Origin of the sequence: Salinarimonas sp. (assembly GCF_040111675.1) — a bacterium.
Classification (GTDB): Bacteria; Pseudomonadota; Alphaproteobacteria; order Rhizobiales; family Beijerinckiaceae; genus Salinarimonas.
The window spans coordinates 2,343,244-2,355,474 of sequence record NZ_CP157794.1 but is presented as its reverse complement, the minus strand read 5'-3'; the positions used below and the strand labels follow the sequence as shown (position 1 = coordinate 2,355,474).

General features: G+C 72.5%; 11 protein-coding genes. 8 read left to right on the top strand and 3 right to left on the bottom strand.

What is annotated here, in order from left to right; genetic code table 11:
- Window positions 1–2: 2 nt before the first annotated feature.
- From ABL310_RS10875 to ABL310_RS10865, 3 genes are all read right to left on the bottom strand, one after another.
- On the bottom strand, window positions 3–662 hold the full coding sequence (locus tag ABL310_RS10875) for a tetratricopeptide repeat protein (protein WP_349371695.1): 660 nt from the start codon (window positions 660–662) through the stop codon (window positions 3–5).
- Window positions 663–1,151: 489 nt separating this feature from the next.
- On the bottom strand, window positions 1,152–1,745 hold the full coding sequence (locus ABL310_RS10870; protein WP_349371694.1) for an NnrU family protein: 594 nt from the start codon (window positions 1,743–1,745) through the stop codon (window positions 1,152–1,154).
- A gap of 92 nt (window positions 1,746–1,837) precedes the next feature.
- On the bottom strand, window positions 1,838–2,368 hold the full coding sequence (locus ABL310_RS10865; protein ID WP_349371693.1) for a CDP-alcohol phosphatidyltransferase family protein: 531 nt from the start codon (window positions 2,366–2,368) through the stop codon (window positions 1,838–1,840).
- Between the two features lie 127 nt (window positions 2,369–2,495).
- Here ABL310_RS10865 and purM point away from each other — a divergent pair, with 127 nt between their 5' ends.
- From purM to ABL310_RS10825, 8 genes are all read left to right on the top strand, one after another.
- On the top strand, window positions 2,496–3,575 hold the full coding sequence (gene purM, locus ABL310_RS10860; RefSeq protein ID WP_349371692.1) for a phosphoribosylformylglycinamidine cyclo-ligase: 1,080 nt from the start codon (window positions 2,496–2,498) through the stop codon (window positions 3,573–3,575).
- A complete protein-coding gene (gene purN, locus ABL310_RS10855; protein ID WP_349371691.1) occupies window positions 3,572–4,174 on the top strand; it encodes a phosphoribosylglycinamide formyltransferase in 603 nt (200 codons plus the stop codon). The genes purM and purN overlap by 4 nt, the downstream gene beginning before the upstream one ends.
- A 75-nt stretch (window positions 4,175–4,249) precedes the next feature.
- Complete coding sequence (locus tag ABL310_RS10850; protein WP_349371690.1) at window positions 4,250–6,409, top strand: EAL domain-containing protein; 2,160 nt, start codon at window positions 4,250–4,252, stop codon at window positions 6,407–6,409.
- Between the two features lie 159 nt (window positions 6,410–6,568).
- On the top strand, window positions 6,569–7,540 hold the full coding sequence (locus ABL310_RS10845; RefSeq protein WP_349371689.1) for a quinone oxidoreductase: 972 nt from the start codon (window positions 6,569–6,571) through the stop codon (window positions 7,538–7,540).
- A gap of 13 nt (window positions 7,541–7,553) precedes the next feature.
- Entirely contained in the window at window positions 7,554–9,143 is a 1,590-nt protein-coding gene (locus tag ABL310_RS10840) for an ABC transporter ATP-binding protein (protein WP_374730386.1), read from the top strand.
- Window positions 9,143–10,222, top strand: a complete 1,080-nt coding sequence (locus tag ABL310_RS10835) for an ABC transporter permease (RefSeq protein WP_349371688.1) — start codon at window positions 9,143–9,145, stop codon at window positions 10,220–10,222. The genes ABL310_RS10840 and ABL310_RS10835 overlap by 1 nt, the downstream gene beginning before the upstream one ends.
- The gene (locus ABL310_RS10830) at window positions 10,219–11,136 is read left to right on the top strand and encodes an ABC transporter permease (protein ID WP_349371687.1); all 918 of its coding nucleotides are present in this window, start codon (window positions 10,219–10,221) and stop codon (window positions 11,134–11,136) included. Before ABL310_RS10835 ends, ABL310_RS10830 begins: the two co-directional genes overlap by 4 nt.
- Before the next feature lie 100 nt (window positions 11,137–11,236).
- Complete coding sequence (locus ABL310_RS10825; RefSeq protein WP_349371686.1) at window positions 11,237–12,136, top strand: LysR family transcriptional regulator; 900 nt, start codon at window positions 11,237–11,239, stop codon at window positions 12,134–12,136.
- Window positions 12,137–12,231 lie beyond the last annotated feature (95 nt).

The following is a 12,231-nucleotide window of genomic DNA, read 5'->3' as shown; positions in this document are numbered from 1 at the left end:
TCTTACTGCGGTCCCGCCACCGGACCCGCGGCGACGAGGGCGGAATAGATCGCGAGGCGCTGGCGCAGCGCGCCCGGCGTCTCGGGGTCGACGGCGATCTGGTCGAACCACTCGCCGGCTTTCTCGTAGTCGCCGCGGTCGAGGGCGGCGAGGCCGAGCTGCTCGCGGGCGGTGTGGCGGAACGCGCCCTCCCCCTGCGCGAGGGATTGCAGGACGGGCAGCGCCGCGTCCGGTGCGGCGTCGAGCTGGAGGACCGCCGCACGCAGGCGGGCGAGGTCGCGCAGCACGGCCGGGTTCTCGGCATCCGCGGCGATCGCCTCGTAGGCGGCGACGCCCTCGGCCGTGCTCTCCTCGGCGAGGAGCGCGGCGAGGCGCAGCTCGGCGAGCACGCCCGTCCCGCCGGGCGCGTCCGCGGCGACGTCGGCGAGAACGGCGCGCGCCTCCTCGGTGCGATCGTCCGCGACGAGGCGGCCCGCCTCGTAGAGGCGCAGCGCGGCGTCCTCGGCCGCCTGGCGCTGCCGGCTCTCCCAGAAGGTGAAGCCCGCGACCCCGAGAACGACGACGAGGACGACCGCGACGACGATCCCGCCGTAGCGCTTCCACATCGCCGCCATCTGCTCGCGGCGATATTCCTCGTCGACCTCGCGTGTGAACTGATCCATGGACGTCTCTCGCGCGCTCCGCGCCGGTGATTTTCGTATCGAGGCGAAGCGCCTAGCACAGGCGGGGGGCCGTGGCGAGAGATTTGGGGGGCGAAGGCCGCGCACGGCCCGCCCCACCCGCCGGCCTTCGGCCGACTGCCTGCCCTGCGGGGCTCGTCGATTCCCATATCGTCCCGCGACGTTGGTCGGGATCTGGGAGCGGCGCGAGCCGCTCGTCCTTCTCCCATGTGGAGAAGGCGCCCCCGAAGGGGGCGGATTTGGGTCGCGATGCAGCGCGAGACGTCTCGGGACGAACGCGACCCTACCGGTACGAACGGCATCGCCGTCGAGACCGTTCTGCACGACCCACACCCCCGGCCCCTCGCCACAAGGGCGAGGGGAGATTGTCGGCGCCCTGCCTTCGAATCGCGCCCGTCCGACGATGGGCCTTCGCCTCACGAGATGTGTGCACCGCCTAGCCCTGCGGGGAGGGTTCGCGGGCGTCTCGCCTCACATCGCGAGCACGGGCACGCCGATCAGGGCCGGGTGGAGCCAGAAGACGAAGGCGACGTAGGCGGCGAGGCCGACCGCGACCGCGATGGCGTCGTTGCGCCAGCCGCCCTGCGGGACGGCGAGCGCCTGGGCGGGCGCGATCGGCGAGACGGCGCGGCGCTTGAGGCTGATGCGCGCCGCGACCGCCCAGCCGAGGAAGCCGAGGAACAGGATCATCGAGCCGAGATCGCCGTTCGCCAGGAAATGCGCCAGCGCCCAGATCTTCACGGCGGCGAGCATGGGGTGCTTCGCCTTGGCCTTGATGTGGCCGGGGATGTAGGTCGCGGCGAGCAGGATGAAGGCGAAGACCATCAGGAGGAGCGAGAGGTGGGCCATGCCCGTCGGCGGGTTCCAGATCTGGACGTAGCCGCTGGCGCGATAGTCGTCGTAGCCGATGCCGAGAAGCACCAGCCCGGCGAGGGACGAGACGGAATAGGCGATCTTGTAGCCGTTCTCGCCGAGCCTCTCGACGGCGGCCTTGCGGGGCCCCCGCGCCATGGTGAAGGCATGGGTGCCGAGGAAGAGGACGAGGCCGAGGAGGAAGATCAGCATGGGAGACGTCTCCGGACGTGGCGCGAGCTTCCTCTACCTAGCGCATGCACGCGTCGAACGCATTACCCCTCGTGTCGCGGCGGGTGCGGCTCTCACGCGCTCATGTGCTTGAGCCACATGATCAGGTAGGCGCCGAGCGTGAAGATGGTGAGCGCGGCGATGCCGAAGGAGAGGATGTCGTCGAAGGGGCCGAGCGTGAAGCCGAAGGCGTTCCCGGCGAGCACGGTGACGGCGTAGACGATGAGGAGCGCGGTGTTCACCTTCGACGCGAAGATCGGCTTCACCGACATCGGCCGGTCCATGATCCACGAGATCACGTAGGCGAGCACGATCATCACGTCGCGCGAGACGACGAGGACGACGAGCCATTCCTCCAGCGCGCCGACGACGGCGAGCGTGACGAAGACGGAGACCAGCATCGCCTTGTCGGCGAGGGGGTCGATCACGGCGCCGAGCTCGGAGCGCATGTCGAACCGACGCGCGATCCAGCCGTCGATGCCGTCGGACACCCCGGCGACGAGGAACAGCACGAAGGCCGCGAGCCAGCGCTCCTCCAGGATCGCCACGATCACCACCGGGACGATCAGGAGGCGGAAGACGCTGATGAGATTCGGGATCGTCATGGTCCGTCTCGCGCAAGCGTCTACGATCGGTAGCGAGGGAGGCGGGCGGGGGTCAAGCGCGTTTCCCGCTTGCGCCGCGTCGCCGTGCGGCTTAAGCCGCGCGCGTCACAGCACGAGAGAGGCCGATATGGGCGGGAATGCGGGCGACGGCCGGCGGCAGGGGCTCACCTACGCCGAGGCGGGGGTCGACATCGACGCCGGCAACGCCATGGTCGAGGCCATCAAGCCGCTCGTGCGCGCGACGCGCCGGCCGGGCGCCGACGCCGAGATCGGCGGCTTCGGCGGGCTGTTCGACCTGAAGGCCGCGGGCTTCGAGGACCCGATCCTGGTCGCCGCGAACGACGGCGTCGGCACCAAGGTGAAGATCGCGATCGAGACGGGGATGCACGACACGATCGGCATCGACCTCGTGGCGATGTGCGTCAACGATCTCGTGGTCCAGGGCGCGGAGCCGCTGTTCTTCCTCGACTATCTCGCGACCGGCAAGCTGCGCCCCGAGACCGGCGTCGCGCTCGTCGCCGGCATCGCGGAGGGCTGCCGGCAGGCCGGCTGCGCGCTGATCGGCGGGGAGACCGCGGAGATGCCCGGCGTCTACCAGGGCGAGGACTACGATCTCGCCGGCTTCGCGGTGGGCGCGGCCGAGCGCGGGGCGCTGCTGCCGCGGGGCGTGGCGGCCGGCGACGTGCTGATCGGGCTCGCCTCCTCGGGCGTGCATTCGAACGGCTATTCGCTGGTGCGCCGGATCGTTTCCGCCAGCGGGCTCTCCTACGACGCGCCCGCGCCCTTCGGATCGGGCGAGACGCTGGGGCGGGCGCTGCTCGCGCCGACGCGGATCTACGTCAAGCCGCTCCTCGCCGTGCTGCGGGAGGGGCTCGCGCCCCGGGCGCTCGCCCACATCACCGGCGGCGGCTTTCCCGACAACATCCCCCGGGTCCTGCCCGACGATCTGGCGGCGCGGGTCGACCTCTCCGCGATCGCGCCGCCGCCGGTCTTCGGCTGGCTCGCCCGCGAGGGCGGCGTCGCCGTGTCCGAGATGCTGCGCACCTTCAATTGCGGGATCGGCATGGTCTGCGTCGTCGCGCCGGACGCCGTCGAGGCGGTGCTCGCACGGCTCGCGGCCGAGGGCGAGGACGCGCGGGTGATCGGCGCGCTCGAGCCGCGCGACGGCGGCGAGGCCGTGCGCTATGCGGGCGAGCTCGCGCTGTGAGCGGGGCGGAGAAGGTCCGCACGGCGGTGCTGATCTCGGGGCGGGGCTCGAACATGGCCTCGCTGATCGCCGCCGCGCAGGGAGACCCCGCCTATCCGGCCGCGATCACGCTCGTCGTCTCGAACCGGCCGGGGGCGGGCGGGCTCGCCCGGGCGGCGGAGGCGGGCGTCGCGACCGACGCCGTCGACCACAAGGCCTTCCCCGATCGCGAGACGTTCGAGCGGGCGCTGGACGCGCGGCTGCGGGCGGCGGAGATCGAGCTCGTGGCGCTCGCGGGCTTCATGCGGGTTCTCACCCCCTGGTTCGTGACCCGCTGGGAGGGCCGGCTCCTCAACATCCACCCGTCCCTGCTGCCGGCCTTCCGCGGCGTCGACACGCATGCCCGGGCGCTCGCGGCCGGCGTCGCCGAGCACGGCTGCTCGGTGCACTACGTGACGCCCGAGCTCGACGCCGGGCCGGTGATCGACCGGGAGACAGTGCCGGTCCTGCCCGGCGACGACGCCGCGACCCTGGCGGAGCGGGTGCTCGCGCGCGAGCACGTGCTCTACCCGCGCGCGCTCGCGGAGGCCGCGCGGCGGCTGCGAGGCGGGCAATCTTGAGTGCGGCCCGGCGGCCGCGCCGCAACGCTTTCTGAACGAAAGCTCGGGATGATGCCCGTCGAGAAACGGACGGCCATGCATCACCCCCCGCTGCATTCCACGTCGGAGACGCGCGTCTTCCTTCCACGGCTCCTGTGGCCGCTGGTGGCGCTTCTCGTCGTCGTGGTGATGACGGCGGCCTCGGCGCTGCTGTGGATCAGCCGCGAGGCGGACAACGCGGCCGCTCTCGCCGCGCGCGACCGGATGAAGGCCGTGATCGGCGTCCAGCTCGACGCCTATGCCGAGACGCTCGAGGCGGCCTTGCGCGCCTCCGCGGGATCCGCGCCGCTCACGCCCGCGGCGACGGGGGCCTTCCTGGCTCTGTCCCGCCCTCACTTCGACGCGACGGGAGTCTTCACCCTCGATTCGCTCGGCCGCATCCGCAGCGCGGACGTGGTGCGCGGGGCGGGCGCGCGCCCCGCGCTCTCCCTCGACACCGCGACCGTCGCCGATCTGCTGGGGCGCGCGCTCCTCGATGCGCAGGGCGACATCGGCGAGAGCCTGCGGCGCGTCGCCGAGCCGGCGCTCGCCGCCATCGACGGACGGATCGTGGCGGTGGTCGCGATCTCGGAGATCGGCCGCGAAGGCGGCACCCTGGCGGTCGGCCTGCGGGCGATGAATCGCGACGAGCTCGCGGCGCTCGCCATCGACCAGGCCATCGGCAACTTCATGGTCGGCGCGGGGCCGATCGACGATGCGGCGCGGGGCTTCGACATCACGGCGGCGAACGGCGAGGCGGTCTACCACGTCGCCTGGACGCCGGAGCGGCCGGGACAGGCCTGGCGCGGCAAGATCCTCACCTTCACCGTCGGTCCGGCGGCCATCGCGCTGTGCCTCCTCGGCCTCGCGGTGCTGCACGCGCGGCGCGTCTCGACCGAGCTCGCCCAGACCCAGGAGCACGTCCAGACCCTCGCGGTCAGCGACCATCTCTCGGGCCTGCCGAACCGCCTCCTCTTCGGCCAGCGGCTCGACCAGGAGCTCTCGCGCGTGACGCGCACCGGCGAGGGGCTCGCGGTGATGTTCCTCGACCTCGACCGGTTCAAGGAGGTCAACGACGCGTTCGGCCACCAGGCCGGCGACGAGCTGATCAAGCAGGTGGCGCGACGGCTGATGGGTCTCCTGCGCGGCACGGACGTGCTGGCCCGGTTCGGCGGCGACGAGTTCGCCGTCATCCAGCCGGGGATCAAGGACGCGGCCGGCGCCGAGGCCCTCGCCAAGCGCGTCCTGGAGGCCATCGCCGAGCCCTTCGAGATCGAGCATTCCGCGGTGAGCGTGGGCGTGTCCATCGGCATCGCGCTGGCGCCCGAGGACGCGAGCGACCGCGAGACGCTGATGCGGCTCGCCGACACCGCGCTCTACCAGGCCAAGAACGACGGCCGGAATCGCTATTCCTTCTTCGAGCGGCGGATGGACGAGGCGATCCGCATGCGCAAGCTCGTCGCCGACGACCTGCGCGACGCCATCGCCCAGGACGCGCTCGAGCTGCACTACCAGCCGATCTTCTCCGCCGACCGCAACGAGGTTGTCGCGCTCGAGGCGCTGGTGCGCTGGAACCACCCGGAGAAGGGCCTGATCCAGCCCGACCGCTTCGTCGCCCTGGCCGAGCAGAGCGGGCTGATCCTGCCGCTCGGCGACTGGGTGCTGCGCCGCGCCTGCCACGACGGGCGGCGCTGGCCGGGGCTGCGCATCGCGGTCAACGTCTCGCCGATCCAGTTCCGCCAGCGCGACTACGTCGACACGGTGGGACGCATCATCGACGAGACCGGCTTCGACCCGACGCGGCTCGAGCTCGAGCTCACCGAGGGCGTCGTGGTCGAGGACGCCGACGCGGCCGAGGCGGCGATGATGCAGCTGCGCGCCAAGGGCGTGAACCTCGCCCTCGACGATTTCGGCACCGGCTATTCCTCGCTGATCTATCTGCGCCGCTTCGCCTTCGACAAGATCAAGATCGACCGCTCCTTCCTGGAGAGCATGGAAGCGACCGGCGAGAGCGCGATCCTGGTGCATTCGATCGTGCATCTGGGCCGGGCGCTCGGCCTCACCGTCACGGCGGAGGGCGTCGAGACCAAGGAGCAGCAGCGTTTCCTCCAGGCGCTCGGCTGCCACCAGCTGCAGGGCTATCTGCTGGCCCGGCCGATGCCGGCCGGCGGCATCGACGCGCTGCTCGGCACGTGGCGCGCGGCCGGGGCGGCCTGAGGACATCCGGCGTCCGCGCTCGGGTCGCGCGGCGACGCCCCCGACCCGTGCGCGCGATGGCACGCCCCATGCCTGAACCGTCCCCGGCACCGGACCGGTTCGGCATTGCCGCGCCGCCGCGGCTCTTCCTATGATCGCCGCAACGGAGGAGACGACGACATGACGAAGGCGATTCGCATTCACGCCGTGGGCGGCCCCGAGGTGATGGCCTACGAGGAGGTCGAGATCGGCGCGCCCGGGCCGGGGCAGGCCCGCGTCCGCCACACGGCGATCGGGGTGAACTTCATCGACGTCTATTTCCGCACCGGCGCCTATCCGGCCCCCCTGCCCTTCACGCCCGGCAACGAGGGCGCGGGCGTGGTCGAGGCCGTGGGCGAGGGCGTCACCGACGTCGCCCCGGGCGACCGCGTCGCCTATGCGGCGGGGCTCGGCGCCTATGCCGAGGAGCGGCTGATCGACGCCGACCGGCTGGTGAAGATCCCGGACGGCGTCTCCGACGAGCAGGCGGCGGCGATGATGCTCAAGGGCATGACCGCGCAGTACCTGCTGCGCCGCACCTACCGCGTGAAGGCCGGGGACACCGTGCTGGTGCACGCGGCGGCCGGCGGCGTCGGGCTCATCCTGGTGCAATGGGCGAAGCATCTCGGCGCCACCGTGATCGGCACGGTGGGCTCGGCCGAGAAGGGCGAGCTCGCGCGCTCCAAGGGCTGCGACCACGTCGTCGACTATTCCAAGGAGAGCTTCCCCGAGCGCGTCGCCGAGATCACCGCCGGCGCCAAGTGCCAGGTGGTCTACGACGGCGTGGGCAAGGCGACCTTCCCCGGCTCGCTCGACTGCCTCGCCCCGCTCGGCATGTTCGCGAGCTACGGCTCGGCCTCGGGCAAGGTCGAGGGCTTCGACCTGATGATGCTGGCCCAGAAGGGCTCGCTCTTCGCGACGCGGCCGACGCTGTTCACCTATGTCGCCAAGCGCGCCGACCTCGTCGCCACGGCCGAGGATCTCTTCGCCGTCGTGAAGAGCGGCGCGGTCGAGATCCCGATCCACGCCCGCGCCAAGCTGTCCGACGTCGGGGACGTGCATCGCGCGCTGGAAGGGCGTAAGACCACCGGCGCGACCGTCCTCACGCCCTGAGACCCCGACGACCTTGGCCGACACCGCTCCCGCCTCCCCTTCCCCCGCCGCCGAGGCGCCCGCGCTGGTCTCCCTGCGCGGCGTCTCGAAGCGCTACGGCGACCTCCTCGCCAACGATTCCATCGACCTCGCCCTCGCGCCGGGCGAGATCCACGCGCTTCTCGGCGAGAACGGCGCGGGCAAGTCGACGCTGGTGAAGATCCTCTACGGGGTGATCGAGCCGACCGCCGGCGAGATCCTGTGGGAAGGGCGGCCGGTGGCGATCGGCTCGCCGGTCGAGGCGCGCCGGCTCGGCATCGGCATGGTGTTCCAGCACTTCTCGCTGTTCGAGGAGATGACGGTGGCGGAGAACGTCGCCGTCGCGCTGCCCGAGCGGCCGTTCGAGGCGGTGCGCAAGGAGCTCGCCGAGGTCTCGAAGGGCTACGGCCTCGCGCTCGAGCCGGACCGGTCGGTCTGGACGCTGTCGGCGGGCGAGCGCCAGCGCATCGAGATCGTGCGCTGCCTCCTGCAGAAGCCCCGCCTCGTCGTGCTGGACGAGCCGACCTCGGTGCTGACCCCCCAGGAGAGCGAGCGGCTGTTCGAGACGCTCACCCGCCTCTCCGAGGAGGGCACGGCGATCCTCTACATCTCGCACAAGCTCGAGGAGGTGCGCCGGCTCTGCCGCGCGGCGACGATCCTGCGCGGCGGCAAGGTGGTGGCGACCCTCGACCCGCGGGCGAAGAGCGCCCGCGAGATCGCCGCGCTCATGGTCGGGACGGAGGTCGGCGAGGTCCGCGCGCATCTCTCGAAGGGCACGGGCGAGGAGGTGCTGCGGGTCGAGCATCTCTCGCTGCCCCCCGAGGCGCTGCACGGCAAGGCGCTGCGCGACATCGCGCTCGAGGTGCGCGCGGGCGAGGTCGTCGGCATCGCCGGCGTCGCGGGCGAGGGCCAGAGCGAGCTCTTCGCCGCGCTCTCGGGCGAGCGGCTCGCGCCCAACGCGGGGGACGTCGTCGTCGCGGGCACGGGCGCCGGGCGGCTGGGCATCGACGCGCGCCGGCGGCTCGGCGCGGCCTTCGTGCCGGAGGAGCGGCTCGGCCACGCGGCGGCGCCGAGCCACGGGCTCGCCGAGAACACCGTGCTCTCGCACCACGCCACGAGCGGGCTCGTGAAGGCGGGCTTCGTCGCCTTCGACGCGGCCGGGCGTCTCGCGCGCTCGGTGATCGGGCATTTCGACGTGCGCGCGCCGGGGGGCGACCCCGCGGCGCGCAAGCTCTCGGGCGGAAACCTGCAGAAATTCGTCGTCGGCCGCGAGATCCTGCGCGGGCCCAAGCTCCTCGTCGTCGACCAGCCCACCTGGGGCGTCGACGCGGGCGCGGCGCGGCTCATCCGCCAGGCGCTGGTCGACCTCGCGGCGAAGGGGGCCGCCGTGCTCGTGGTCAGCCAGGATCTCGACGAATTGTTCGAGATCGCCGACCGGATGGCGGTGATCTCCGACGGGCGGCTCTCGCGTCTCAGGCCGGTGTCGGAGTGGAGCCGCGAGGCGATCGGCCTCGAGATGATGGGCGTCGCCGGGGCCGAGACGGCGCACGGCGCGCCCGCCGAGACCGAGCGGGAGGGCGTGTGATGCGCATGGAGCTGATCCCCCGGCAGGACCCCTCCCCCGTCGCCCGCGCGCTCGCCCCGCTGGCGGCGCTCCTCGTCGCCTTCCTGGTGGCGGGGCTGGTGGTGGCGCTGATCGGGCGCTCGCCGGTCTCGGCCTTCGAGGTCTACATCCTCCAGCCGCTGACGGATCCGTGGTCCCTGCGCGCCATGCTGGTCAAGGCGACGCCGCTGATCCTCATCGCCATCGGCCTGTCCTACTGCTTCCGCGCGGGGCTGTGGAACATCGGCGCGGAGGGGCAATTCATCATGGGCGGCGTCGCCGGGGCGGCGCTCGCGCTCGGCACGCACGGGACCGATCCCGGCCCCTGGCTCCTGCCGGCGATGATGCTCGCGGGCATCGTCGGCGGGGCGGCCTGGGGCGCGGTGCCGGCCTTCCTGAAGACCCGCTTCGGAGTGAGCGAGATCCTCACCTCGCTCTTCCTCGTCTACATCGCCGAGCTCTTCCTCGACTGGCTCGCCCGCGGGCCCTGGCGCGATCCCGGCGGCTTCAACTTTCCCCAGTCCGTCGTCTTCGAGAGCGCCGCGCGGCTGCCCGAGATCCCCGGCCTCGACCGGGTGCATGTCGGCGTCGTCTTCGCCGTGATCGCGGTTCTGGTGACGGCGATCGTGCTCGGGCGCACGCTGTTCGGCTACCGGCTCAAGCTCACCGGCGACGCCCCGCGGGCGGCGCGCTTCGCGGGCTTCGAGGCCAAGCGCACGACGCTGATCGTGTTCCTGATCTCGGGCGGCCTCGCCGGGCTCGCGGGCATCGCCGAGGTATCCGGGCAGATCGGGCGGGTGATCCCGGACATCTCGCCGGGCTACGGCTTCACGGCGATCACGGTCGCCTTTCTCGGCCGGCTCAACCCCTTCGGCATCCTCGCCGCGGGTCTGGTGCTGGCGCTCACCTTCATCGGCGGCGAGAACGCGCAGATCCTGTTGCGCCTGCCCTTCGACCTCACGGTCGCCTTCCAGGGCCTCGTCCTCCTCTGCGTGCTCACGGCGGACGCGCTGGTGAGCTATCGGGTGCGGCTCGTGAAGCCGGCGGGGGCGCGCGCATGACGACGTTCGAGGCGATCCTCTTCACCATCGTGACGGCCTCGACGCCGCTCCTGATCGCGGCGATCGGCGAGCTGGTCGCCGAGCGGGCGGGCGTGCTCAATCTCGGCGTCGAGGGCATGATGGCGATGGGCGCGGTCTGCGCCTTCGCCGCCGCCTTCAGCTTCGATTCGACCCTGATCGGAATCCTGATGGGCATGGCCGCGGGCGGGCTGATGGCGGCTTTGTTCGCGCTGGCGGTGCTCGGCTTCGCCGCGAACCAGGTCGGCGCGGGGCTCGCGCTCACCATCTTCGGGCTCGGCCTTTCCGGCCTGATCGGCGCGCCCTTCGTCGGGCAGACGCGCCCGCGCGTCGAGGAATGGCCGATCCCCGTCCTCTCCGACCTGCCGCTGGTCGGCCACGCGCTGTTCTCGCAGGACCCGCTCGTCTACGTGGCCTTCGGCCTCGTGCTCGGCGTCGCGTACTTCCTCGCGCGCACCCGCTCGGGCCTGCGCCTGCGCTCGATCGGCGAGAACCACGCCTCAGCCCATGCGCTGGGCCTGCCCGTCCTGAAGATGCGCGTCTACGCCGTGATCTTCGGCGGGCTTTGCGCCGGGCTCGCGGGGGCCTATCTCTCGCTCGTCTACACCCGCTTCTGGTCGCCGAACATGACCGCCGGCCGCGGCTGGATCGCGGTGGCCCTCGTCGTCTTCGCCGCCTGGCGGCCGACCTGGGCGCTCGTCGGCGCGCTCGTCTTCGGCGCGGCGACGGTGCTCCAGCTCCACGCCCAGGCGGCCCAGGTCGCGCTGCCCTCCCAGCTCCTGGCCGCCGCGCCCTATCTCGCGACGATCCTCGCGCTCGTGCTGCTGTCGATCAGGCGTGGGAGGGCCGTCGGCGCGCCGGGGTCGCTGGGGACGCCGTTCGTGCCGGATCGGTAGCAGGGAGAGGGACGCCCGCTCCGGACTGCTTGACGAGCGCCGCGGCGAGACTACTCTCTCGCGCAGACGAAAGCTGTCGCAACCTGAGTGGAGCTGAACCGTGCCGGGCGCGATCGATCCGAACGGGCTCCTTCTCCTCGCCGCGATCGCGCGCGCCGGCAGCCTCAGCCGGGCCGCCGCCGCGCTGAACACCGTCCAGCCGAACGTCACGAGCCGGCTGCGCGCCTTCGAGGACGCGGTCGGCGCGCCGCTCTTCGAGCGCCACAGCCGAGGGGTCACGCCGACCCGGACGGGCCGGCTCCTCCTGCCCTTCGCCCATCGGGTCGAGGCCGCCCTGCGGGAGGCCGGGCAGGCTCTCGACGATGCCGAGACGCCGGGCGGGGCGTTGCGGATCGGCTCGATGGAGACCACGGCGGCGTTGCGCCTGCCCGCCATCCTCCCCGACTTCACCCGCGCCTTCCCCGAGGTCGAGCTCGTGCTGCGCACCGGCCCGACCGCCGACCTCGTCGCGGCCGTCCTCGCGGGCGAGCTCGACGCCGCCCTGGTCAGCGGACCCTGCTCGGACACGCGGCTCGTCCAGGAGGTGGTCTTCCGCGAGGAGCTCGTCCTCGTGACCAGCCCCGGCGCCGCGGGAGCGGAGCCCCCGGGGAGCGCGGAGGGCGTGCGGATCGTCGTCTTCAAGGAGGGCTGCTCCTATCGGGACCGCCTGGAGCGGCTGCTGGCCGAGCGGGGCGTCGCCGTGCTGCGCCGGCACGAGCTCGGCACCCTGGAGGGCGTCCTCGCCTGCATCGGGGCCGGTCTCGGGATCGGGCTCCTGCCCAAGGGCGCCGTCGAGACGGCCCGCCGCGCGGGGCTCGTCGCCACGCACGCGCTGGCGCCCGAGATCGCCAGGGTCGAGACGCTCTTCATCCGCCGCGCCGGCGCCTTCGAGCCGCGCACGCTGCGCGCCTTCCTGATGCGGCTGCGGAACGGGTCGACGACGATCCGCGCCGCCGAATAGCGGCCGCGCGATCCCACGCCATCGCTCGGGCCGATGCCCCCTCGCGCTTTCCTATTTCTCGAACCGGGCACGCGACACCTAAGATCGTACGACAT

What these genes read in the sequence shown, in the direction of transcription:
- ABL310_RS10875 (WP_349371695.1), bottom strand. Translation starts at nt 662, where the DNA reads ATGGATCAGTTCACACGCGAGGTCGACGAGGAATATCGCCGCGAGCAG.
- ABL310_RS10870 (WP_349371694.1), bottom strand. Translation starts at nt 1,745, where the DNA reads ATGCTGATCTTCCTCCTCGGCCTCGTCCTCTTCCTCGGCACCCATGCC.
- ABL310_RS10865 (WP_349371693.1), bottom strand. Translation starts at nt 2,368, where the DNA reads ATGACGATCCCGAATCTCATCAGCGTCTTCCGCCTCCTGATCGTCCCG.
- purM (WP_349371692.1), top strand. Translation starts at nt 2,496, where the DNA reads ATGGGCGGGAATGCGGGCGACGGCCGGCGGCAGGGGCTCACCTACGCC.
- ABL310_RS10850 (WP_349371690.1), top strand. Translation starts at nt 4,250, where the DNA reads ATGCATCACCCCCCGCTGCATTCCACGTCGGAGACGCGCGTCTTCCTT.
- ABL310_RS10845 (WP_349371689.1), top strand. Translation starts at nt 6,569, where the DNA reads ATGACGAAGGCGATTCGCATTCACGCCGTGGGCGGCCCCGAGGTGATG.
- ABL310_RS10835 (WP_349371688.1), top strand. Translation starts at nt 9,143, where the DNA reads ATGCGCATGGAGCTGATCCCCCGGCAGGACCCCTCCCCCGTCGCCCGC.
- ABL310_RS10830 (WP_349371687.1), top strand. Translation starts at nt 10,219, where the DNA reads ATGACGACGTTCGAGGCGATCCTCTTCACCATCGTGACGGCCTCGACG.